The sequence below is a fragment of the Photorhabdus noenieputensis genome (genome assembly GCF_018448935.1).
Lineage (GTDB): Bacteria > Pseudomonadota > Gammaproteobacteria > Enterobacterales > Enterobacteriaceae > Photorhabdus > Photorhabdus noenieputensis.
The window spans coordinates 109740-134488 of the sequence record NZ_RCWC01000002.1 but is presented as its reverse complement, the minus strand read 5'-3'; the positions used below and the strand labels follow the sequence as shown (position 1 = coordinate 134488).

Here is a 24749-nt window from a genome sequence, read left to right as displayed (position 1 = left end):
AACCTTTACTTTTTGGCTGTTTTAGGTGCCGCCTGTAATGGATTCGCTAGAAAATAGTTGCGCAGCCCCCGATGGATAGCGTTTGCCAGCTTATCCTGAAAATCATTGGAACCAAGTAATGCTTCTTCTGCTGAGTTACTGATAAATCCCGTTTCCACTAAGATTGAAGGAATATCCGGTGAACGTAACACACCTAAGCTGGCATGCTCTGGTGAACGTTTATGTAATAAGCCGACTTTGCGCAACTCACTGATAACCTGTACTGCAACGTTATAACCCACCCGTTGGGAGTGGCCAAATTGCAGATCCAGCACCGCCTGACTTAGGTAGGGATCGGCACCATTTGCCAATGCATCCCCTGCGCCGCCCAGTAACTCAGACTGTTTCTCATGCTGCTCAAGCCAATTACCCAATTCACTGTTTGCACGCTTGTTTGACAACACCCAGACAGAAGCACCACGCGCACTACGATTAGGGGCAGCATCTGCATGAATAGAAACCAACATATTCGCGCTATGTTTACGCGCAACCTCAGAACGACCAGCAACAGAAATAAAATAGTCTCCGTTACGGGTCAGAACAGGTTTGAACATAGGATCATTACGTAACAGTGCCTCAAGTTTGCGTGCCACACTGATAGTCACATTCTTTTCTTTCAATCCACGTTGCCCAATCGCACCGGGGTCTTGACCACCATGTCCTGCATCAATAGCAACAACCACTCGCTGACTGCCCTTGGAAGTTGCTTGCAAAGCAGTCTGCTTTGTCGTCTGCAATTTGTTGTTAGTAAGTGATGACTTACTTGTGGCTATTTGTGAACTCTCCCTAAAAACAGGCTTACTCGTCGATACCCCAGAAGCCCGTAGGGTAAAAATCACCCGATATTCACTACCCGACTGCTGTACTATAGAATTGACTTTAACTTTATTATTTAGTTCAAATACAATTCGTTTTTTTTGTCGATCAGGTGATTGGCTGGAACGGATTTTCCTTACTAAATCCTGCCCCGGTAGATGCATAGGTAAACCAACAATTTTTTCTGATTGATGGATATCTACCACTAAACGCTCTGGCGAATGCAATGAGAAAAAACTGTAGTTAGGGCGATCACCTGAAAAAACCATCGTCACTTTAGATTCATTTATGCTGTTACTGACGTGAATATCGGATAAAGTCGCCGCTGTTGCCGTTGTTACCACTAAACTGCTTATCATAATAAACAGCCAGCACATTACCATAAAACTGACTTGCCATTTCTTTATCATTTTTGCGACTAAAGGACGCGTCATGGTCAGGTGATCTCTTATAAATATTTCAAATTATCTAACAGGCTCTCACCATATTTAGACAAAGCAATAAAATGTGCCTGTCGCCCTTCTGGCTGGTAACTCAAATGTAATTCAAGATCTGCATCCGGTAACACCCCTTCTCCTTGCTGAGGCCATTCCACCAGACAAATAGCATCTTGATGGAAATAATCACGTATTCCCATAAATTCCAACTCTTCCGGATCTGCCAATCGGTAAAGATCGAAATGGTAAACCGACCTCGGTGTTAAAGCATAAGGCTCAACCAAAGTATAAGTTGGGCTTTTTACATGCCCTTTATGACCTAAGGAGTGCAAAAAACCACGGCTAAACGTAGTCTTACCAGCCCCCAAATCACCATATAAATAAATTACACTACCACTATTACAGGCAGCAGCAACCGCGCTCCCAAGAGAAACTGTCGCATCTTCATCTTTAAGTGATAAAACAAGTTCTTTCATCGAATAATATCTGTTATTTTATTAATTCATCAGCCAAAACGATAACCCTAACACACTTCTATTATCAACATTTAACATCTTCTGCTCAGTTTCATTATCAAATCCACTATTTTTGGCCTGAAACAAATTATGCTACACTGCAACGCCTTGCAGTATAAACCGATCTCCACCATGACAACGCCTCTCGATCTTAACCTTTTAGCCACCAACATCAAACAATGGGGTCTTTCTCTTGGTTTCCAACAAGTTGGCATTTGTGATACTGATTTATCAGTAGAAGAGCCAAAACTTCAGGAATGGCTGGATAAACAATATCACGGGGAAATGGCATGGATGAAACGCCACGGCATGATGCGTGCTCGCCCGGATGAACTTTTGCCAGGGACATTGAGGGTTATTAGCGTAAGAATGAATTACCTCCCTGCTAAAGCTTCTTTTGCCAGCACACTAAACGACGCTGAACTCGGTTATATCAGCCGTTATGCCTTGGGAAGAGATTATCACAAACTGCTACGCCAACGTCTTAAGAAACTCGGGGAACAGATCCAAAACTATTGCCATGACTTCGCATATCAGGGAGTCCTTAATTTTCGACCTTTTGTTGATTCCGCCCCCATAATGGAACGCTCACTCGCCGCCAAAGCCGGATTAGGTTGGGTTGGCAAACACTCACTTATCCTTAATAGAGAAGCTGGTTCATGGTTTTTCCTCGGGGAGTTGCTGATTAATCTTCCCCTGCCGATAGATCCTCCACAAGAAGAACAGTGTGGACGCTGTGTCGCCTGCATGACAACCTGCCCAACCGGTGCAATTATCGCCCCTTATATTATTGATGCCCGCCGTTGTATTTCCTACCTCACCATTGAGTTAGAAGGCATTATTCCTGAGGAATTTCGTCCCCTGATGGGAAATCGTATTTACGGTTGTGATGACTGCCAGATTATTTGTCCTTGGAATCGTTTTTCCCAATTGACAGATGAAGATGATTTCAGCCCTCGTGCAACATTACATACACCAAAGCTATTGGACTTGTTCAATTGGAATGAAGATAAATTCTTACGAATAACGGAAGGTTCTGCAATTCGTCGCATCGGTTATTTACGCTGGCTACGTAATATTACTGTTGCTTTAGGAAATGCACCGTATCAGTACGATATCGTTCTGGCTCTGCAACAAAAACTCGGATTAAACACCATGCTAGATGAACATATTCATTGGGCTATTGAACAGCAAATCATTCGCCGTAAAACGAATACTATTAATGTACAAACACCACAACAGAAACGACTTATTAGAGCAATAACCAAAGGCTTGCCCAGAGATGCTTAATTATTAGCCATCTTTATAACGTATAAAAAGATTCAGATAATTTTCCTGTGAATAAAATAAAAACCCCTTGTTGATCAATGCTCAAAAAAAGCGCAAGTGATCAGTATGACATTTCTTAACAAAGGATCATTCCGAAAAACTATCAACGAGTTACAAAAGGAATACTTATTTTATAACATTCAAAATCAGAAAAATTCAGACGCAACAGCCTGTGGATAAGTCTGTGTGATAATTCTAAAGCATCATACTTATTTACTGAGAAACAAGCTTCCGAGCTGTGGATAAGAAATAGAAATCTGTACTATGAAGATATAACCCAAAAATCAAATCTAAAATAAGTGAGTACAACTACTGAAGAAGAAACTTGGAGCGGGAGATAAATTCTTTGAATATCAGCTAATTCATTGATTCAAAAGATATTTTTCCCATACCTCATTGACGAAAGGAGTGCATTATGTACTACCCAAAAACATTTGGCAAGCAGAAGTTGAAAAAATATTTTGCAATTAAAGAATAGTACTTTCTTCATCCCTATAAATACTACACGATGAACTAAACACAATCGAAATACACGACTACCAATGTCGAGAAAGACAAAAAATCCACAACCAAACAATACCCCTTTAGGCATAAACATCACACAATGTCGATGAAGCTAGCGCACAGATTCAGACATTCAGCCAAAGACTTCGCTTGATCCACTGTTATTCCAGTGAGATTCTTTTTATTCGATCAAGGAAGATTTGAACAACCATAGGAATCAATAAGCAAGCAATTTTCATGTGCGCCAATCATATTGAATGTCGCGCAACGGTTGCATGCAAATAACAGTAAGATAACTCACTAGCAATGAGGATTGAAGAATGAAAAGATTTACCAAAATTGCAGTAGGTTTTCTAGCGTTAACAACGGCTCAGATCGCCTTTGCCACTACCAGCACTTGGTCACAAACGAGCCGAGCCCCAAGTGTTTATGCTGCCGGTTACACCAACTCAAATTTCTTTAACACACCCTCTTCGGTACCGACAAAGGCAACTATCACGACAGTATCTTGGAATATCGGTTTATATAACAATGGTGCGACAACTCAGACTTTCCACATTTGTCACACCTCACCATATTCATCCACCCCATCGTCGTGCCTGGATGTCTCCGGTAACCTAAATGGCTCTACAAATGCCTTTAGCGGCTATGATGCCAGAGGTTCCTTTAGAATTAGTGGGATTCTCAACGGAGGTACTTACCCCGTTTACCCGTCCCATTACAATATGATCAAAGTTGATTTTCAGTATTAAGCAACCCGACCTGAAGCCTCATGGCCTCAGGTCAACGAGCTCCCTGAAAGCCAAGGAGACAGCCGAACTCATCACGCGAAACTTTTTAGTCGCCAATGCGATAAATGCTTTAGCGGCCGGTGACGATTGACGTTCATCAAACACAGCCAACCCGACATGTCGTTTCACTTTTGGATTCAGCGCTTTCTTGACATAGTGAACATCACGAGTCGGCGGCAGAGATGACTCGGCAACAATCGTCACCGCATCCCCACGTTCAACCGCAGCCAAAGTACTTAACAATTGAGACGTCCGATAGCGAATATTAGGTCGCAATCTTGCCGATAAAAAAAGTCTGGAAACCAGTTCAGCCGATCCCGCTTCTGTCAACGCGAATGGTCCAACACACAGATCTTTCAACGTCACCGTATCCTGCAATACTAAAGGGTGATCTACCGGCAATAAAGCCACCATTTGGTCTTCAAGAATCGGATAAGTATCGAATTGATCTTCCGGCAAGGTCACAAATCCCACATCCACTCGCCTATCCATAAGCCATTGCACTACCTGTCTATCTGGTCCCTCATCAATATGGACCTGAATGCCGGGGTAAAGCCTGCGATAATCGGCCAGTACCGTTGGCAGCAGCCACAAGGATGAAGTCGGTCCAAACGACCCGATTCGCAACGTACCTCGTTTCATCCCCCGAGCATCCGCGGCCTCTTGCCGCATGGTCTCAGCCAGACCAAGAATGGCCTGGGCTTTTTGTAGCAAACTTTCTCCTATATCTGTCAGTTCGACAACTCCCTGATGCCGATGTAGCAGCTCTACGCCAAGCTCTTGTTCAAGGAGTCTGATGGCATGGGAAACCCCAGACTGAGATATCTTGAGCTGGGCCGCAGCTAAGGTAAAGCCCTTCCGTTCAGCAACAACAGCAAAAATTTCGAGCTGAGTTAAAGTCATTATCTCCCCCTTGAGTAATCACTCATTTCCGCATGATCATACATCTGAATAAGTATATGCAATGCGGATATAAAACAGTAGGCGAGGCATGCTCGCCAAACGCTCAACAGAGTTTCCAAACCATAATTAATTAAAAAAGGGGATTTTATGAGTTACCAATGGCTTTCTGATGGTTCATCTTCCATATGGCCGGAAATAAACAGCACGTTCTTATCCCTCCGTGGATTTTCAGACGAATTTATTCCAATGAATGACACTCAGCGAACTTACAAAAAACTCCTGATGGGATTTGATGCAATCACCTCTTGCGAGATGAAAGAACTTTATAAATTCAAAATCACATTAACTCAAATGAACGAACACGACCTTTCTCTCCCTGAGCTTTGCCTTATCCATAAGGCATTCAGCGCATGGGTGAAATTTGATTACGATAACGCGAGATCGCTTCTGACCCAACATATTCGAGCATACCCATCGGATATTGTCGCGCTCTTCTTTATTCACATGCTTGATTTCTGCACTGGCAAAACAACCAACTTGAGGTCTCTTCTGCTTTATTGCGACGAACACATTCCTGGCACTCACTACCTCTATCCATATTATCTTTCCATAAAATCATTCGTCCTTTGTGAAGCTCAATGTTTTGATGATGCCTTAGAGGTTGGTTTTAAATCTGTTAAATTAATGCCGGACAATATCTATGGCATTCATGCTGTCGCACATGCCCTGCATGAGCTAGGTCGCTGGAAAGAACTTTGCCACTTCTTGACCAACTGCAAAGAACATTGGATAACCAATGCCGGAATGGGAATGCATGTATACTGGCATCTCGCCATTGCGTATGAACGATCCGATGAGATCACGCTGGCATTGCAAGCTTTTGATGAATTATATGCGCTAAAAGACAATCCATTTGCTAAACAAGATTTGGACGCTGTAGAATTCCTGTGGCAACTCAGGCTCAAATCTGCTGACACTAACTTCCAACCAATATGGGAACGTCTTGCCGTTCTTTGGACAGGCAGCATCAGCTCATCCACCTCTTACTTCCATAAGATACATGCAGCACTCGCTTTTTCTGCGACAAATCAGTCTTTTCTTATTGAAAAGTTAATCGCGGAAAGTGATGGATTTGGCATCGAACCAGACACACATTCCACAGGGATAGACGTCCTTAAAGCGATCTTATTATTTACATCCAGGCACTATGAGGAGTGTCTAAATAAACTTCGTCTCAGCCATGAGAAATGGCCATTATTGGGAGGTAGCCGCGCTCAACGTGAAATATTGGAACAGACGATGGAATACGCCGCCTTGAAAGCCTCTTCCACCCTATAAATTGCGACATTGACAAACATGAAAAGCAACCACGCATCAACGCAGTCGGTCAACAACTACTCAACCTATATCAAGCTGTCTCTTGTGGCTATCATCTGGGGCGGAACATTTGTTGCAGGTCGATATATTTCTGTCGAGACACCGCCCTTGTTATCAGCAAGCCTCAGATTTATTCTTGCGGGCATGACGCTAATTATTTTCCTCGTTTTATCAGGAAAAATGTTCGTCAAGATTAATCTATCCCAACTATTGAAAATCATTGGACTTGGCCTTTGCGGAATATACGCCTACAACCTTTTCTTCTTTTATGGTCTGCATCACACAACCGCATCCAGAGCTTCACTTATCGTGGCACTGAATCCAGCAGTAATGGCGATTTTTTCATATTTCTTTTATAAGGAAAAACAATCATCATTGAAAATACTGGGAATTATTCTTTGTCTGCTTGGTGCAATGATCGTGATTTTTAGCAAAACGCCACAACTGACGGTTGGAGAAGAAGGTAACTGGTTGGGCGACACTTTGATATTTGGCTGTGTTTTAAGCTGGGTTGCTTATAGCGTCTTCTGCAAGAACATTGTGAGCCAAATCGGCCCGCTACACACCGTTACATACTCCATCCTGGCAGGCGCTATCATGCTAACTGTAACGGCCATTTTCACAGGTCAAATGAGTTTATCCGCAATACATGCATTACCCATGACTGATCTCTCCAGCTTACTTTATCTTGGTGCAATAGGTTCAGCGGTGGCCTACATCTGGTATTACGACGGAATCCAAAGAATTGGTTCCACTCGCTCTGGCGTATTCATTGCGCTTAACCCTTTGACCGCAGTATTGCTCGGCGCAGTACTATTAGACGAGAAATTAACATTCCCAATGTTCATCGGCGGTGCTCTCGTCATCGGAGGCATCCTGATCTGTAATAAGAGATCAACCGGTAAAAATACGAGGCTAAAGAAAAAGCCAGATTAGAACAAAAAAGAAGACAAAAATTAGAACCGCCAATGCTAACAGCATTTCTTAATAAAAACATTTCTATTGAAAATATCGCTAATATTGTGGAGACTACTCGAAAAGCAGTTGATAGGATTATCAGTAAGACAAAATAGATAAAGGAGTGAAAATAGTGTATTTATCGGAAATTGCAATAAAAAACTTCCGCTTATTGGAGGACATTTCTATTAAGTTAGAGAAAAATATCACTCTAATTGTTGGTAGAAACAATAGTGGAAAAACTTCTTTCACCCATCTATTAGGCTATGTCTTTTCTGATAAAACACCTAAAAAATTAACTTTATGTGATTTTTCTATTAGCTGCATCGAAATATTTAAGAAAATAGCTTTCTGTCAAAAAGAAATATCTGTTGATAGAATTCTTTCTATATTCCCTCAAATTACTATCGATTTAGTGATTGACTACTCTGATAACCAAGATGACTATCCTGTTTCTTTGTTACCTTTTCTTATTGATATTGAGGCAGAAACAACATTAGCAAAAATAAAAGCCTCATATAATATTCCTAGTTCTGATAACTTACTGGAGTTTATAAGCAATCTAAAAAACATTGCAAAACAGGATAAAGAAGCTAAGGCTACTTTTCTAGATTCATTATCTGAATTAATTCAAAAATATTATTCATGGAGCATTGTTACTATTAATCCTAATGACAAATTAGATATAAGATCATTAGACTTTAGTAAATTATCAAGTTTAATATGTGGTTATTTTATTTCAGCTCAACGTTCTTTAGGTGATTATCAAAGCAGTGAAAAAGATTCTATTGGTAGTGTCATAAAATCCTTGATAACTAAAAGACCCGAATCAGAGAAGTCGAAAAGTGCTTTAGCAAAAGAACTTAATATTACACAAGGGAAATTAACTCAAATTTCTCAACAAGAAATAGACAAAATGATCCCAAAAATCGCTTTTCTAGGCTCTGATCATACAGAAGAGATTACCGTTGACGTACAGTTAAATATTAATAATTTTTCCCCTCACTTAAGTATGAATTACTTGCAGGGTAATTGTGGAATGAAATTACCAGAACATTATAATGGCTTAGGTAGGAGAAATTTATTACTTATCAGCATTAAATTAGTTGAATATATACAAGATCATAAATTTAATGACAAACATTCCGATATAAATATTATTTTTATAGAAGAACCTGAAGCTTATTTTCATCCTCAAATGCAAGAAACATTTATAAAAATGTTGTTTTCCTATAAAGAAGAATTAGAGAAAGAATATTTAAAAAACGAAAAATGGCCTGTGCAATTTATAATTACAACACATTCACCTCATATCGCTAATAAAGAGAATTTTCAAAACATTCGTTATTTTAAATCTGTTAACGATACAAATATAAACAGAAAAACAATTATTAAAGATTTAAGCCTCTTTTCTGAATCATCTAAAAACCTTGATTTCCTAAGGCAATATTTAACATTAACAGTTTGTGATTTATTTTTTGCCGACAAACTAGTTTTAGTTGAAGGAAGCACAGAAAGAATTTTATTTCCCAAATTGGTCAAACTTTTTGAAGAAGAAAAAAAACAAAGTTTTCTTTCAAGTCAATATATTGCTACTTTAGAAATTGGTGGGGTACATGCAGATACTTTTTACAATTTAATAGATTTTTTACAAATTCCAGCATTAATTATTACCGATTTGGATTCAATTAATTCTGCCGGAAAAACTTGTTGTGTCAGTAAAGGAAAAAGCACTTCAAACTATTGTATAAAAAATTGGTTTAAAAATAATACCAAACTAAAATATAATGGTTATTCACCAAGTTCACTAATTAAATGTAAATCAGAAGAGAAAATAAACGGATATAAAAAAATAACTTATCAAATTCCAGAAAAAGAGGATTTACCATGTGGTCGTAGCTTTGAATCTGCCTTAATGCTTGCTAACTTGGATTTATTAAATATTAACGAAACAGATGTTGTTAAATTAGAAGAAATAATCTGGAATAAAACACAGAATTTAAATAGTAAGAAAAAAATAGCCTTAGCTTTTGAATATGCATTCAAAAAAGATAACTGGAATATTCCAAAATATATTAAAGAGGGCCTGACTTGGTTAGAACAACAAGGAGTTCATCATGACAACGACTGATGCCGAAATTGCAGCTCAAAAGGCTCAAGAAGAAGTTTATAAAAAGATAACTCAACATGAATCCTTTGTATTGGAAGCTGGAGCTGGTGCAGGAAAAACATATGCACTGATCGAAACATTAAAATTTCTTATAGAAAATAATGAGAATGAATATAAAAGAACAGGAAAAAAATAGCATGTATAACATATACCAATAGATCAAAGGATAATATTGAAAGCAAAATAAAATTTAACCCTATAGTTTTGGTCAATACAATTCATAGTTTTTTTTGGTCAGTAATTCAACCCTTTCAAAAAGAACTTAAACATTACGTTATTAATTCCCCGGATTGGAGAAAACGTTGGGATTCAAAATATGCCACTTTTAATGATAGTAATTTCCCTTCTTCCTGGAGTATTGAAAATATAAAAGATTACTCTATTCAATATACTATCATGGCAAATAGAATTGTTGACCCTAAGAATAAATTAATTATTTTACATCATGATGATATTATTTCTTTTTCTACACTTCTTTTAAAAAGAGAAAAATTTAGAATTATATTAAGATCTGCCTATCCTTTTATCTTAATTGATGAATATCAGGATACTAATAAGTATTTAGTAGAAGCTTTAATATCTGAAATAGAAAACAATAACATATCACCTACAATAGGTTTTTATGGGGATTCATGGCAAAAAATATATGATGATGGTATAGGTGAAATAAAATCATCATACATAACTAAAATCGACAAACAATCTAATTTTCGTTCCAATGGATTGATTATAAATGTTTTAAATAATATAAGGCCAGACTTAGGACAATTTGGTAATAATAATAGATCTGGAATAATCAATATTTTTCATACTAATAATTTTAACGGAAAAAGACGTGATGGTACTGGTGGAGGACATTGGACTAATGACTTACCTGAACAAGAAGCGACTAATGCTTTAGAAATGATAAAGGAAAAATTAAATTGGAATTTTGATGATACAGAAAATACAAAAATTTTATTGTTAACAAACAACATTATTTCTAAATATGGTAGTTACCACAATTTATTAAAGTGCTTTAAATATCCAGATGATTTATTAAAAAAGAATAATAAATTTATAAATTTTTTCTCTAGTGTACTAGAACCTGTTTGTTTAGCATATCAAAATAAACGATATGGAGAAATGTTTGCAATTCAAGATAATTATTTTACTCCTCCAATGAAAAGCAATAGAGATAAAGAAAAACTAAATAACTATTTGCAATTGTTATTAGAATCAAGAGAAAAAACTATTTTTGATGTTATAGATACACTTATAAATCAACCTGTTCCATTCCCCAAATTGCCAGATGAATTAGAACAAACACATATTTTAATAAAATCACAATTGGATTTAAATGAAACAGAATTATCAACAAATCAAAAAACATATAAAAACATGTCTGTAATTAATTATCAAGAAGTGATTAATGCGCTTAATTATATTGATAATTTAACACCATTTAGTACACAACATGGTGTCAAAGGAGAAGAGTATGAAAATGTTCTGATTGTTTTAGGCAGAGGTTGGAATAAGTATAATTGGGATAATTTTTTAATTTGGTCTAGGACAAATAATGTACCTATAGATAAACAAGATATTTATGAAAAGAATAGAAACCTATTTTATGTTTCTTGTTCAAGAGCAAAAACCAATCTTTCCCTTTTATTTACTCAAGAGCTTTCTTCTAATGCTTTATATCAATTAGCTGAGTTTTTTGGTGAAAATAATATTCAGGATTTATATAAGTAACCTTTATGTTTTCAATACTCACAAACTTATTAGGCTAATAATATAAACACCCTCTGCTGTATTAGGTAACAGCCCACATGTTAGTAGGAGTTAAAGCACATGTGGATGTTCATTCAGCTTTTACTAAACGGGGACTTAAAGAACCCATCTCTGGGTTTCCCCTACCAGTAAGCCCTAATTCAACGCTATGTGGTTCATTCGTAATGATAAACCTCGCTAATCTTTAATATTTCAAATGTGTAGATCGGAAAATATCAAGAGTCTAAACCGGGCAAGGAAAGCCAATGCATGGACGAGGTATAAGAATAGGTACAGGTAACATGACGATATACTTATTTGGAAAAGTGATGTACTTAAAGTACATAGTAATTAAGGAGATGTGAATGGCATCCTTGGATTAATAAAATTTTAATACTTTGATTTTAAATCATTTTCAGACTTTATTGACTACCTAAATTCTGAGGATTGGAGCGGGAAACGAGACTCGAACTCGCGACCCCGACCTTGGCAAGGTCGTGCTCTACCAACTGAGCTATTCCCGCATTACTGACTGGTGATCACCTGAAATAATATATCAATCCCAAGAAATCAATTGCGAATCTAAACTTGGAGCGGGAAACGAGACTCGAACTCGCGACCCCAACCTTGGCAAGGTTGTGCTCTACCAACTGAGCTATTCCCGCGTCACTGACTGGCTAATAACAACCATGAACAACATACTGATTCCAAATCAAAATTTGGAGCGGGAAACGAGACTCGAACTCGCGACCCCGACCTTGGCAAGGTCGTGCTCTACCAACTGAGCTATTCCCGCATACCTTTTAGTATGCCATCCATACCTTATGAAATTCATCATCGGTATGGGGTGCGCATTATACGAGAAATCGTTGCGCCCGCAAGCCTTTCAACGCAAAAAAACAAACTTTTCGGTCAAATGACGATTTAAACGCCAGAACAGATTGATTAATCGCCACGCCGAGCTGGCGTTATCATGCCAACAGAAAATAAAACTTTCTGACTCACAGTTGAATAAAATGTTCCCGATAATAGGCTAACTCAGCAACTGATTCACGGATATCATCCAGCGCCTGATGAGTATTCTGTTTCTTAAACCCAGCAAGGATTTCCGGCTTCCAGCGACGGGCTAATTCTTTAAGTGTACTGACATCCAAGTAGCGGTAATGAAAATAAGCTTCCAACTCTGGCATATAGCGGAACAAGAAACGCCGATCCTGACTAACGCTGTTACCACAAATAGGAGAAGCACCTGCCGGAACCCATTTTTCCAAAAATTCAATCGTCGCCTTCTCTGCCTCACGATCATCAATTTTACTTGCTTTAACACGTTCAACCAGCCCACTGCCCGTATGAGTGCGCACATTCCATTTATCCATCAGAGCAAGTTGTTCATCAGACTGATGAACCGCAATGACTGGCCCTTCCGCCAGGATATTCAGATTTGCATCGGTGACAATTGTCGCAATTTCAATAATGCGATCCCGCTCTGGATCTAAGCCCGTCATTTCCAGATCTATCCAGATAAGATTGTGCTCACTTTTTGACATGTTATATCCTAGATTGGAGAGATAGTTCTTATTAATGGTGTATCATAGCGCTTTTAAGCAATAACAGCGATATACCCTATGGATTTCAAGATGCATCGCGACGGCAAGAGAGCGAATCCTCGGGAGCATAGGTAACTATGTGACCGGGGTGAGTGAGTGCAGCCAACAAAGAGGCAACTTGAAAGATGACGGGTATAAATGTGGAACAAGTGAGGTTCGGTGGCTAAACATAAACTATCCAAAGGCCAGCAACGGCGGGTACAGGCAAATCATCAGCGCAGGCTGAAAAAACAGGATAATAAACCTGAAATGGATGATAGCCAGTTAGGTGAACCTCAGGAAGGGCTCGTTATCAGCCGTTTCGGCCAACATGCTGATGTCGAGGCAGAAGACGGTTCTATACAACGTTGTAATATTCGCAGAACTATCCGCTCATTGGTAACCGGCGATCGGGTGGTATGGCGTCCTGCGCTGCAAACACAAGCAGATGTTAAAGTAAATGGTATTGTTGAAGCCGTTCACGAGCGTACTTCCGTACTCACACGGCCTGACTATTATGATGGTATTAAACCTATCGCCGCCAATATTAACCAGATAGTGGTTGTATCAGCGATTCTTCCTGAACTGTCACTCAATATTATTGATCGCTATCTTGTCGCCTGTGAAACACTGGGCATTGAACCATTGATCGTATTGAATAAAATTGATCTGCTGGACGAAGAAAGCCGTGAATGGGTCAACGAAATCATGTCCACATACCACAACATTGGTTACAGAGTATTGAAACTCTCAAACCATACCGGCGAAGGTATGGAAGAATTAACGAAAATGCTCGCAGGTCGAATCACTATTTTTGCCGGTCAGTCTGGTGTAGGTAAATCAAGTTTACTCAATACACTCCTGCCAGAAGATGAAGCAGAGATTCTGGTCAATCAGGTTTCAGATGTTTCCGGTTTAGGTCAGCACACCACAACAACGTCCCGTCTTTATCATTTTCCACATGGCGGTGATGTTATTGATTCTCCCGGTGTTCGGGAGTTTGGCCTGTGGCACTTAACACCAGAGCAGATAACTCAAGGTTTTATCGAATTCCGTGATTATCTGGGCGGTTGTAAATTCCGTGATTGTAAACATCGGGACGATCCAGAATGTGCGTTACGGAAGGCAGTGGAAGATAACGAAATAACTCAAGAACGCTTTGAGAATTATCACCGTATTCTCGACAGTATGGATCAAATTAAACCACGCAAAACTTTTACAGATCACGATAGCTAACTGACATCAAATGAAAGGACGGGTACAATACCCCCTTTTGTCTAATTTTGCCAATAGAATCCAAGAGGTTGACGTGCTGGATAACATCAAAATCAGGTTGCATTATTTACTGCCTAAACAGGGAATAACTCACCTTGCAGGCTGGTTTGCTAACAAAAAAGCTGGCTGGTTGACTCAACTGGCAATCAAGGCGTTTGCCCGTGTTTATAAAGTGAATATGAATGAAGCGAAAGCGCCCGAGTTCTCAGCATACACCACATTTAATGAGTTCTTTATCCGCCCATTAAAAGATGATATTCGCCCAATTGTCAGCAATGAACACCAATTAGCGCTACCTGCTGATGGTACTATCAGTCAGTTAGGCAATATCCGAACATACCAGCTCCTTCAAGCCAAAGGACATCACTACACGCTTGAAGCTCTACTCGCCGGTAATCATCAATTGGCAGAGATATTCCGTGATGGGCAGTTTGTAACGACTTACTTATCACCTAAAGATTATCACCGTGTACATATGCCTTGCGATGGATTACTGAAAGAGATGATCTATGTCCCTGGAGATCTATTCTCTGTCAATCCATTGACTGCCGCCAATGTGCCAAATCTGTTCGCTCGTAATGAAAGAGTTATCTGTCTGTTTGATACTCAATTTGGGCCAATGATACAGATTCTGGTTGGTGCAACTATCGTCGGCAGTATTGAAATGGCTTGGTGTGGTACGGTTACACCACCACGGGAAGGCATTATCAAACGTTGGACTTACCCCGAAGCCGGTGCAACTGGCGCAATTTCTTTCAAGAAAGGTGAAGAAATGGGGCGTTTCAAATTGGGTTCTACCGTCATTAACCTGTTTGCACCAAATCAGATACAGTTAGCCGGGCATTTAAGCAGTGGCTCAACCACCCGCATGGGTGAACTGTTAGCCCAAGCTATTTTGTCCGAAGAACCTACTGACAACATAAGCTAACCCCTTTCCGAGGAGAGCCCTTTATCGTGCGCCTGATTATCAGCTTACTGCTTAGCCTGATCATTATTAGCCCGGTTTTTGCTGCGATTCCGCTTGATGAGAACCAGCTCAAACAAGAACTGAAACAAATCGAATCCAGCAAAAACCCGCAGGATGCAGAAGTTGCTCAGGCGTTACAAGGCGCTCTCAATTGGATTGCTGATACTAAATCTGCTAATGACAGAACACAGAAATATCAGACTGCCATTGATGATTTTCCTAAAATCACGAAAGAACTTCGTCAAAAATTACTCTCTGAAAGTGATACTCCCCGTCCAATTCCTGCTAACCAACCCATTGCAAACATTGAGCAACAGATCATTCAAGTCAGCAGTCGGTTGCTAGAACAAGCGGGACAATTACAGCAAGAGCAGGACAAAGGACGGGAAATCAGCGATTCTCTCGTACTATTACCGCAACAACAATCAGAAGCGCGACGCCTGCTAACTGATGCATCCTCTCGCCTGCAATCGTTAGGAACACCATCCACTCCATTAGCAGAAGCTCAATTTGCCTTAGCTCAAGCCGAAGTCAATGCCCACAAAGCAACAGTCAATGAACTGGAAATAGCTCAACTTTCCGCTAACAATCGGCAGGAAATTTCCCGTATGCGGGTTGAACTGTTCAAAAAGCGCTATCATCGACTTGATCTTGAGCTGCAACAACTTCGCAGCCAACTTAACGCACAACGCCAGCAAAAAGCAGAATTAGCCTTAGAACATACCGAGATGCTGGCGGAACAGAGTGATCAGCTACCAAAATTTCTGCTTGATGAATTACAACTGAACCGGAATTTATCTCAGGAATTAAATCAGCAAGCACAGCGAATGAATATCATCGGCTCAAAGCAGCGACAAGCGGCCAGTGATATCATTCAGGTCCGGCAAGCATTGAATACCATTCGTGAACAAGCACAATGGCTCGGTGGTTCCACAACGCTTGGAGAAGCGCTCCAAACTCAACTTGCCCGCTTGCCTGACATGTCTAAACCACAGCAACTTGATCGGAATATTGTCAAATTCAGGGTTGATCGCCTGAAATACGAAGACATGCTGGATCAGTTACAAAAAGACACAAAACCCGTACAGCAAAGCAACGTTGCGTTAACTGCCGAACAAGAGCGGATTTATGATTCTCTTACCCGCACCCGCAAAGAATTACTCAATTCATTATTATCTGGCTATGACAGTGAAATCCTTGAATTGACCAAACTGAAAGTCGCTACCAGTCAGCTAAATGATGCGCTAACAGAAGTTAAAGAAGCCACACACCGTTATCTATTCTGGGTCGCGGATGTTAATCCCGTTTCGCTCAATTACCCAATCAATGTTGTACAGGATCTGACTCGTCTATTATCACTGGATACTTTCTCCCAGTTAAGCGGTGCCCTGATCGTCATGCTGACCACTCAGGATACGCTGCTGTATCTGTTTGGTACACTATTCCTGGTTATATTCAGCATCGGCTCTCTCCGCCATTATCACGCATTCCTTGAACGCGCGAGTAACCGTATCGGCAAAGTCACCTATGATCACTTTTCCCTCACTTTACGTACCGTATTCTGGTCGGTTGTGGTCGCGTTACCTTTGCCAATGCTCTGGTCCGCAATTGGCTATGGATTACAAAGCGCCTGGCAGTACCCTATGGCGACGGCTATCGGTTATGGCGTCAGCGCTACGACGCCCGTACTATGGATCTTCATGCTAAGCGCCACCTTCGCCCATCCAAATGGATTATTCATTGCCCATTTCCGTTGGCCGGAAGAACGCGTCAAACGGGCTTTACGATTCTATCAGCTATCTATCTTCGCCATTGTGCCGTTGGTCATGGCATTGATAACTTTTGAACATTACAGTGATCGAGAATTTGCTTCCACACTCGGCAGACTCTGCTTTCTCATCCTGTGCGTCTCCTTAAGCCTGATCACTCATAGCCTGAAACGGGCAAAAATCCCGCTCTATCTGGATAAACATGGCTACGGTGAAAATGTTATCAATACCGCTCTCTGGTGGATTTTACTCTCTGCGCCGATAGTCGCCGCGCTAGCTTCCATACTGGGATATTTCAGCACATCACAAGCATTGCTAGGGCGTTTAGAAACTTCCGTTGCTATCTGGTTCTTCCTGCTAGTTATTTACCATATTATCCGTCGTTGGATGCTGATTCAGCGACGCCGGATCGCCTTTGACCGGGCCAAACAACGGCGAGCAGAAATTCTGGCTCAACGGGCCAAAAGCGAGGATGACTCAACGAGTTCAAGCAGTATCGAAGGTGCCATTGAAGTTGAGGAACCCATTATTGATCTGGATGCCATCAGCGCTCAGTCATTGGGATTGGTCCGTTCAATTCTGACTCTGCTTGCCTTGGTTTCACTCATTTGGCTCTGGTCAGAACTTCATTCCGCCTTCTCGTTTCTAGAAAATATTCGACTGTGGGATGTCACCACGACAATAAACAATGTAGAGACTGTTCAACCCATCACCGTAGGTTCTGTCTTGATTGCTATCTTGGTGATTATTGTCACCACTCAACTGGTACGTAACCTACCCGCACTACTTGAGTTGGCCTTACTACAGCATTTGGAACTTACACCCGGTACCGGCTTTGCCATCACCACACTCACCAAATACACCATTACTTTGATTGGTGGTCTAGTGGGTTTCTCTCTGATTGGTATTGAATGGTCAAAATTACAATGGCTTGTTGCTGCGCTAGGGGTTGGATTAGGCTTTGGCTTACAGGAAATCTTCGCCAATATTGTTTCCGGCCTGATGATACTGTTTGAAAAACCGATCCGTATCGGCGATACCGTGACTATTCGCAACCTGACCGGCAGCATCACCAAGATCAATACCCGAGCAACAACCCTGTCAGACTGGGACAGAAAAGAGATCATTGTTCCTAACAAAGCCTTTATTACTGAACAGTTTATTAACTGGTCATTATCTGACACCATCACTCGTGTTGTACTGACAATTCCTGCACCGGCAGAAGCTAGCTGTGAAGAGGTCACCCAAATCCTGTTAACCGCCGCTAAACGCAGCACTCTTATCCTTGATAACCCGGCACCCGAAGCCTATCTGGTTGATCTTCAACACGGTATTCAGATATTTGAATTACGTATTTATGCCGCTGAAATGGGGCATCGCATGCCTGTTCGCCATGAAGTACACCAGCTTATTCTGCAAGAATTTCATAAGCATGGCATTACGCTGCCATTCCCACCATTTCAGGCTAGCATTGATATAATGGGTCAAAATATCCGCAGCGCGACGACCAATATGTCAGGCCGCAATCCGCCACGTCAACCGGGTAGTTTGTAAGACAATGAAGCACTGAGCACCCGTACTTGAATCAACTCCCCCTATTTCAAGCAGAATATGGCCTTTTACCGCCATCCTATGCTTGAAATAGGCTTTGCGTGTTGATAGCAAATCAGGGCAAGCGGACAGTAATTGTATTCGGTTAATGCCCGGCAGAATCTTTACATTGACCAACCACCCGATTGACGCCATGAATGACCGCTGGCAAGTCGTCTCTTCCCAACATACCGGGCATGTCCCCGCCGTTTTAGGCGATAACGGAACCGGCACTACCCTGAATTCACACACCCAGTTCATTCCAGGCCGCAACGATTGGCGTCCGCCATACCGCTATAAACCATTGGCCGACGGCGACGAAGTTGCAACGGTTGTCGGGCCCGGCACTGAAGAAATTTACGTCAACAAAGATGGCGCGGTTCGCGTTCATTTTCACTGGAACCGTTATGATGCGCCTGACGACCAAGCTTCTTGCTGGGTGCGGGTTGCACAAGGGTGGAATGGCAACGGATTTGGTTTTCTGGCAACACCGCGAGTAGGTCAGGAAGTGATTATCTCCTATCTCAACGGCGATATTGACCGGCCTATTATTACCGGATGTACTTACAACGGCCTTAACCGCCCGCCGTTGAATTTACCCGCGGAAAAGACGCGCACCACGTTCAGAACCAAGACGCATAAAGGTAACGGCTTTAACGAATTACGTTTTGAGGACGCAAACGGCAGTGAAGAAGTGTTTATTCATGCTCAACGGGATATGAATACGCAGGTTCTGAATGATGAAACCCATAATATTGGGCATAACCGGACACATCATATTAAACATGATGCCCATTTACGCATTGATAATGAATACCGCGTACAGACGGGAAATGACATTTCCCTATCTACGGGGCAAAAACTCCATATCAAAGCAGATGACGCCCTGTTAACTCAAAGCGGTAATGAAATTCACCTAAGTTCCGGTGCTAAAGTCGTGATTGATGCCGGCAGTGAACTGACCCTACAGGCCGCCGGGCACTTCCTTAAAATCGATGCTGGCGGTATTACCAGCAGTGCGAGTATTAACTTTGGCAGTGGAGCACCCGGCAGCGGCTCAGGTTGGGGTGGCAAGCTACCGGATAGGCTGGATAAACTGAAACAGACAAGTGTCATACAGGCAGAAAAAGCCCTGACGGTGCCGTTGAAAGAAATCTGTCTGACCTGTCTGCTGAAAGCAGAACAGGATGGCACGGCAATGGTTATCAGGGGGCAGTCATGACACCGGAATTACAGAAAAAATGGAGTGAATACAGAGAAATACATCCCGAAATGAAATGGTATGCCTTAGTCAGCGGCCTACAGTATGAACGTCATTTTGCTGAGGAGATTAAGTATATCGTCGGCACGAATAATCCCCTGTTCCGGCAATACCCGGATGCCAAAATTGCGTTCGCGGGGCCGTGGTTGTTTGATATGGCTTATGCGAAATCATGGGAAGAAAAGTTATCTGCGCTGGAAAAGGTTGCACCTTCGGTGTCCTGGCTACACACCACGCTATCTTTGGACAAACTAACCCGTCACCTTGAAAACTACCTGAATGTTGAGCTGGAAACGGGGGAAACAGCATTGCTGCGTTTTTACGATCCCCGCATCTTGCATCAAATCCGGGATATTTTCAGCCCAGAGCAATTGTCGGCACTCACTGACGGTATTCATGAGTGGGTGTATTCTTTTGATAATAATGATCATTTCGTAAAAGGGGCCTAACGATGATAAAACTCAGCAAGGAGCAGGTCGCTAAATTTATTGATGCGGAAGATGAGGCTTATGTGACCCAGATCCGACAACGTATTCTGGCTGAGCACAGTGGGTTAGTCGAAAATGAAAGCGAACATAGCCTGCACGAACGATTAAAGAAGGCTTATCTGGACTTGGTTGAGATGGGGTTCAAGGATGAAGCATTGATCCGCTCTTATTTATATTTCGTTGCGTTTAACCGTGATTTTCACGGCTCGCCAGCAATCCAAAATATGTTGAACACCGGAGATAACCCGGAACAACAATACCGTGATTATTTGCGGGTTATGGATAATTTATTGAAAAGGAGAAATTGACATGCCATTACCACTTCTTGCGCCAGCGGCTCCTGCTCTTTTAGCTGCGGCTGAATGGACACTGGCTGCTTGTGCAACAGGATTAGCCGCCGTTGGTGTGATGGAAAGCACCAAAGATAAAGAAGGTGAACAAGACAAGGCAAAAGCGGATACACAAACAATTGCTTCGTCCCGTACCGAATGTGAGAAATGTCCGGCAATTGGCAACGTTACGATGGTTTGGGAAAAAACCACATCGTATTCAGAAATAACCATTGCCTACCAAACAAAAATTGCCGGGACAATATACAATCCTGAATTAAACCTAATTGAAACTTGGTTATGCATGGATACAAATTTTGATGGTTGGAAACCTGCACAATGCTTATTTCTTGAAGCTAAGGCGAATTACGATCAATTTTTTAAAAATGGGGAACCTAATGGTTTTTATCGTAAGGTAAAGTTAGGTAAGAAAAAACTATCTGGATACGATAGTATGTTGAAGCAAGCCAGAAAACAAAACGAAGTATGTATCGCATTAAATAACATTCCAAAATCTCACTGGCATTTTCTACAACCTGTATCTTATTCATATTTTAAAGAGGCTTTTTCTCCATATCTCAATATTAAAACTTTTAATACTATGATGTCTTAATAACCAGAATAACTTATAGGAGAATTGAAATATGTTCATTATACACCCAAGAATAAAATTATTTTATGATCTTAGAGAAGCCATCACACCGGAATTAGCGTTGGCCGATACGTATCAGTTAATGAACCACATCAATAACCTCAGTAATAATTCAAGTGGTTGGCATTTACCTAGATATAGTGAAGAAGAAATTAGAGAAAATAACGTATTTAATGAAAATGGCATTACTGAGTATGCTTTAAAAGAATTCAGGGGAATTTATGAGGATGGCGGAAGATCTATTATAGTGTCACTATTTGATAATCCTATAATTGATAACTCTGAAAGTGGAAAATTAGAAAATAATATTACATATATTGGCCAAGATGATATTCATTCCAACCATAATAGATTGGGGAAAACTAATATATCTATTAACCTTGCACTTGAAAAAGAAAAATTCAACACTAAAAACTTTATCGATTTTATTAAACATTTAGTTTCTCATAGATATTCTCCATTTATTATGATAGATACTAGAGGCTATAGATTAAATCAAAAACAAATTTTCCCAGACAGAATAAGTGCAGGTTGGATGCTCTACTTACCAATTGAAATAGATCCGACTTTAGTTCCAATGGCAGAAGAAATAATATCTATTTCTGATAAAAATGACAAAAAAGGCTCATTGATTATTACGACAAAAGATATTTTTGATATTGAAAACCAGGAGCATATCAATAAAGCCAATGATATTGAAATATGTTTACGGGATTTACAAATACTACCATTGATGACAGAGTTATAAATATGACAAACAGAGCCGTAATCCGATTAAACGACCTAATTTATGCGTATTTCTCTAGAGCATTTACTAAATTTAATAACATTAAATTATTTAATACTGTGATTTGATAGTTTTTTGATTATATTAATTTTGCGTAAAAAGGTAAAGATATGACAATAATATACCCAAGAATAGAGCTATTTCACGATCTAAACGAGAGCATAACACCTAAAGAGGCATTGAATGATTTATATCCGGTGGTGCAACAAGTAAATAAATTATCAAATAAGCAAAGTGGTTGGCATTTACCTGAGAATTCTTTAGAAGAGAGATTGTTGTACCGAGCATTTGATGAAAATGGACCTACTGAGTACGCATTAAAACATTTTGAAGCAACTTTTGATGAAAAGTCTAAACTTATTGTTAAATTTTTATCAGATGGAAATGATGAAGACAATAATAGTATTTTATATACAAGCGAAGATGAAATTTATAATAATCCTATTCGGTTAGGGAAAACCAATATATCAATTAACATTAGTCTTAAAAAAGAAGATGTTAGCTTTGAGAAATTCATAGTATTCATTAAAAATTTAATATCTAATTGTAAATCTCCATTTGTTTTAGTAGATATAAGAGGTTACTCGCTAAAACAAAAACAAGTTTTTCCAGATAGGGTTTATGCCGGTTGGATGCTCTACTTACCAATTGAAATAGATCCGACTTTAGTCCCAATGGCGGAAAAAATAATATCTATTTCTGATAAAAATGACAAAAAAGGCTCATTGATTATTACGACAAAATATATCTTTGATATTGAAAACCAAGAGCATATTAATAAAGCCAATGATATTGAAACCTGCTTGCGGGACCTACAAATATTACCATTGATGACAGAGTTATAAATATGATAAACAGAGCTGTAATCCGTTTAAACGACTTAACCTATTTAGAAAAATCATCTATTTATTCCAATATTAAAGTATTTCACACCCCCTTGTTAACCAAGTAATTTCTAATAGGAAAAATTAATGACTACTTTATCTTTAGATATAGAAATATATACAGATTGGAAAAATCCATTAACTCCAGATATTGCAGTTAATGATACCTATAAAATCGTAAAACAATTAGAAGATATCTTCTTTGGATACTCTAAAATATGGTACTTAGGCGGAAATAGCCGCGAAGAAGCATTAACTCGGATAGCGTTTGATGATAGAGGAATAACAGACGAATGTATAAGCGACTTTAAAGAAAATTATACAGAAGAAGATCCTACAGTTATATCAGGTGTCTGGGATGGAGGTGAGGATGGGCAAGCATGTTCAATTAGTTACTTTAATTATCATGTTGAAAGACAAGGCCAAACAAAAATAGAGATTAATATATCCATTAAAGAAAAAGAGTTTCACTTTCTTAAGTTGATTGATTTTATCAATTTTCTGGTTTTTAGCCATAATTCACCTTATATTATGGTAGAAACTAATAATTATAGAATAAAAAGAAAACAGGTCTTTCCAGATCGTTTAAGTGCCGGCTGGATGCTCTATTTACCAATAGAAATAGACCCGACTTTAGTCCCAATGGCAGAAGAAATAATACCTGTTTCTGATAAAAATGACAAAAAAGGTCCATTGATTATTACGACAAAAGATATTTTTGACATCGAAAACCAAGAGCATATTAATAAAGCCAATGATATTGAAATCTGCTTGCGGGATCTACAAATATTACCTCTGATAACAGAGATATAACTATGGCAAGCAAAGCAGTTATCCAATTAAACGACCTAACTAACATTTAAGCAAGGGTGAAAATAAATGACTACGTTATCACTAAATATGAAATTATATACAGATTGGAAAGAACCATTAACTCCAACAATAGTTCTTACCGATTTATATAAAATTACACAACAAGTAGATATATTTTTTGGACGCCATAAAACTTGGTATTTACCAGGAGATACTCGTCAAGAATCTTTACAACATATTGCTTTTGATCAGCAAGGAGCAACAAAAGAAGCAATAAAAGAGTTCGAAGAAGATTATACAGAAGAAAATCCTATAGTTATTAAAGGGATTTGGGATGGTGAAGATGATGACCACTCATGTTCAATTTGTTATATGAATTATCGTCGAGATCGGTTAGGACAAACCCAAATAGATTTTCATATATCTATTAAAGAAAATGAATTTCAGTTATCACGATTAATCAACTTTATTAACTTTCTGATTTCCACTCATAATTCGCCTTATATTATGGTAGAAAACAATGCATATAGAATAAAAAGAAAACAAGTCTTCCCAGATCGTTTAAGTGCCGGCTGGATGCTCTATTTACCAATAGAAATAGACCCAACTTTAATTCCAATGGCGGAAGAAATAATACCTGTTTCTGATAAAAATGACAAAAAAGGTCCATTGATTATTACGACAAAAGATATTTTTGACATCGAAAACCAAGAGCATATTAATAAAGCCAATGATATTGAAATCTGCTTGCGGGATTT

22 protein-coding genes, 3 tRNA genes and 1 pseudogene are annotated in these 24749 nt (G+C 39.7%); 18 read left to right on the top strand and 8 right to left on the bottom strand.

What is annotated here, in order from left to right:
• Window positions 1-5: 5 nt before the first annotated feature.
• On the bottom strand, window positions 6-1289 hold the full coding sequence (gene amiB, locus EAE91_RS02695; RefSeq protein WP_244868631.1) for an N-acetylmuramoyl-L-alanine amidase AmiB: 1284 nt from the start codon (window positions 1287-1289) through the stop codon (window positions 6-8).
• A gap of 14 nt (window positions 1290-1303) precedes the next feature.
• Window positions 1304-1768: a tRNA (adenosine(37)-N6)-threonylcarbamoyltransferase complex ATPase subunit type 1 TsaE gene (gene tsaE, locus EAE91_RS02690; RefSeq protein WP_214087144.1), complete on the bottom strand. Its 465-nt coding sequence runs from the start codon at window positions 1766-1768 to the stop codon at window positions 1304-1306.
• 171 nt (window positions 1769-1939) lie between these two features.
• Here tsaE and queG point away from each other — a divergent pair, with 171 nt between their 5' ends.
• Together queG and EAE91_RS02680 are read left to right on the top strand one after the other, a co-directional pair.
• Window positions 1940-3097 carry a tRNA epoxyqueuosine(34) reductase QueG gene (gene queG, locus EAE91_RS02685; protein ID WP_214087267.1) on the top strand — a complete coding sequence of 386 codons (1158 nt, stop codon included), beginning with the start codon at window positions 1940-1942 and terminating at the stop codon, window positions 3095-3097.
• Between the two features lie 863 nt (window positions 3098-3960).
• Window positions 3961-4392, top strand: a complete 432-nt coding sequence (locus EAE91_RS02680) for a flagellar protein FlhE (protein ID WP_214087143.1) — start codon at window positions 3961-3963, stop codon at window positions 4390-4392.
• An 18-nt stretch (window positions 4393-4410) separates the two neighbouring features.
• On the opposite strand, the gene EAE91_RS02675 is transcribed toward EAE91_RS02680, so the two are convergent.
• The gene (locus tag EAE91_RS02675) at window positions 4411-5334 is read right to left on the bottom strand and encodes a LysR family transcriptional regulator (protein ID WP_214087142.1); all 924 of its coding nucleotides are present in this window, start codon (window positions 5332-5334) and stop codon (window positions 4411-4413) included.
• A gap of 147 nt (window positions 5335-5481) precedes the next feature.
• Here EAE91_RS02675 and EAE91_RS02670 point away from each other — a divergent pair, with 147 nt between their 5' ends.
• From EAE91_RS02670 to EAE91_RS02650, 5 genes are all read left to right on the top strand, one after another.
• Window positions 5482-6672 carry a tetratricopeptide repeat protein gene (locus EAE91_RS02670; RefSeq protein WP_214087141.1) on the top strand — a complete coding sequence of 397 codons (1191 nt, stop codon included), beginning with the start codon at window positions 5482-5484 and terminating at the stop codon, window positions 6670-6672.
• An 18-nt stretch (window positions 6673-6690) separates the two neighbouring features.
• Window positions 6691-7647 carry a DMT family transporter gene (locus EAE91_RS02665; RefSeq protein WP_214087140.1) on the top strand — a complete coding sequence of 319 codons (957 nt, stop codon included), beginning with the start codon at window positions 6691-6693 and terminating at the stop codon, window positions 7645-7647.
• Between the two features lie 154 nt (window positions 7648-7801).
• A complete protein-coding gene (locus EAE91_RS02660) occupies window positions 7802-9799 on the top strand; it encodes an ATP-dependent nuclease (protein ID WP_214087139.1) in 1998 nt (665 codons plus the stop codon).
• On the top strand, window positions 9786-9974 hold the full coding sequence (locus EAE91_RS02655; protein WP_214087138.1) for a hypothetical protein: 189 nt from the start codon (window positions 9786-9788) through the stop codon (window positions 9972-9974). The genes EAE91_RS02660 and EAE91_RS02655 overlap by 14 nt, the downstream gene beginning before the upstream one ends.
• Complete coding sequence (locus EAE91_RS02650) at window positions 9971-11572, top strand: UvrD-helicase domain-containing protein (RefSeq protein WP_214087266.1); 1602 nt, start codon at window positions 9971-9973, stop codon at window positions 11570-11572. The genes EAE91_RS02655 and EAE91_RS02650 overlap by 4 nt, the downstream gene beginning before the upstream one ends.
• A gap of 466 nt (window positions 11573-12038) precedes the next feature.
• On the opposite strand, the gene EAE91_RS02645 is transcribed toward EAE91_RS02650, so the two are convergent.
• The 4 genes from EAE91_RS02645 to orn all read right to left on the bottom strand — a co-directional run bounded on the left by EAE91_RS02645 (window position 12039) and on the right by orn (window position 13137).
• Window positions 12039-12114: transfer RNA gene (locus EAE91_RS02645), tRNA-Gly, on the bottom strand.
• A gap of 65 nt (window positions 12115-12179) precedes the next feature.
• A tRNA-Gly gene (locus tag EAE91_RS02640) sits at window positions 12180-12255 on the bottom strand.
• A 55-nt stretch (window positions 12256-12310) separates the two neighbouring features.
• Window positions 12311-12386 (bottom strand) — tRNA-Gly (locus EAE91_RS02635).
• Between the two features lie 205 nt (window positions 12387-12591).
• Window positions 12592-13137: an oligoribonuclease gene (orn, locus tag EAE91_RS02630; RefSeq protein WP_040151115.1), complete on the bottom strand. Its 546-nt coding sequence runs from the start codon at window positions 13135-13137 to the stop codon at window positions 12592-12594.
• 219 nt (window positions 13138-13356) lie between these two features.
• Between orn and rsgA the strand changes: the two genes are divergently transcribed.
• The 3 genes from rsgA (at window position 13357) to mscM (ending at window position 18741) form a co-directional block, all read left to right on the top strand.
• Window positions 13357-14412 carry a small ribosomal subunit biogenesis GTPase RsgA gene (gene rsgA, locus EAE91_RS02625; RefSeq protein ID WP_214087137.1) on the top strand — a complete coding sequence of 352 codons (1056 nt, stop codon included), beginning with the start codon at window positions 13357-13359 and terminating at the stop codon, window positions 14410-14412.
• A gap of 73 nt (window positions 14413-14485) precedes the next feature.
• A complete protein-coding gene (gene asd / locus EAE91_RS02620) occupies window positions 14486-15379 on the top strand; it encodes an archaetidylserine decarboxylase (RefSeq protein ID WP_214087136.1) in 894 nt (297 codons plus the stop codon).
• A 26-nt stretch (window positions 15380-15405) separates the two neighbouring features.
• Entirely contained in the window at window positions 15406-18741 is a 3336-nt protein-coding gene (gene mscM / locus EAE91_RS02615; RefSeq protein WP_214087135.1) for a miniconductance mechanosensitive channel MscM, read from the top strand.
• On the opposite strand, the gene EAE91_RS02610 is transcribed toward mscM, so the two are convergent.
• Window positions 18703-18933: a hypothetical protein gene (locus tag EAE91_RS02610; protein ID WP_214087134.1), complete on the bottom strand. Its 231-nt coding sequence runs from the start codon at window positions 18931-18933 to the stop codon at window positions 18703-18705. The two genes, mscM and EAE91_RS02610, sit on opposite strands and share 39 nt — an antisense overlap.
• Between EAE91_RS02610 and tssI the strand changes: the two are divergent.
• The 8 genes and pseudogenes from tssI to EAE91_RS02570 form a co-directional block, all read left to right on the top strand.
• Window positions 18833-19999: pseudogene (gene tssI, locus EAE91_RS02605) on the top strand (type VI secretion system tip protein TssI/VgrG); the annotation flags it as partial. The gene EAE91_RS02610 and the pseudogene tssI overlap by 101 nt on opposite strands.
• Window positions 19996-20487 carry a DUF4123 domain-containing protein gene (locus tag EAE91_RS02600; protein WP_214087133.1) on the top strand — a complete coding sequence of 164 codons (492 nt, stop codon included), beginning with the start codon at window positions 19996-19998 and terminating at the stop codon, window positions 20485-20487. The pseudogene tssI and the gene EAE91_RS02600, both read left to right, overlap by 4 nt.
• A 2-nt stretch (window positions 20488-20489) precedes the next feature.
• The gene (locus EAE91_RS02595) at window positions 20490-20834 is read left to right on the top strand and encodes a hypothetical protein (protein WP_214087132.1); all 345 of its coding nucleotides are present in this window, start codon (window positions 20490-20492) and stop codon (window positions 20832-20834) included.
• A gap of 1 nt (window position 20835) precedes the next feature.
• The gene (locus EAE91_RS02590) at window positions 20836-21468 is read left to right on the top strand and encodes a restriction endonuclease fold toxin 5 domain-containing protein (protein ID WP_214087131.1); all 633 of its coding nucleotides are present in this window, start codon (window positions 20836-20838) and stop codon (window positions 21466-21468) included.
• Between the two features lie 31 nt (window positions 21469-21499).
• Window positions 21500-22255, top strand: coding sequence for an immunity 52 family protein (locus EAE91_RS02585; RefSeq protein ID WP_214087130.1), 756 nt, complete (start codon window positions 21500-21502; stop codon window positions 22253-22255).
• A gap of 149 nt (window positions 22256-22404) precedes the next feature.
• Complete coding sequence (locus EAE91_RS02580; RefSeq protein WP_214087129.1) at window positions 22405-23139, top strand: Imm52 family immunity protein; 735 nt, start codon at window positions 22405-22407, stop codon at window positions 23137-23139.
• A gap of 126 nt (window positions 23140-23265) precedes the next feature.
• On the top strand, window positions 23266-23991 hold the full coding sequence (locus tag EAE91_RS02575; protein WP_214087128.1) for an immunity 52 family protein: 726 nt from the start codon (window positions 23266-23268) through the stop codon (window positions 23989-23991).
• Window positions 23992-24057: 66 nt separating this feature from the next.
• Window positions 24058-24749: immunity 52 family protein (locus EAE91_RS02570; RefSeq protein WP_214087127.1), on the top strand; the 692-nt coding region annotated here is incomplete at its 3' end.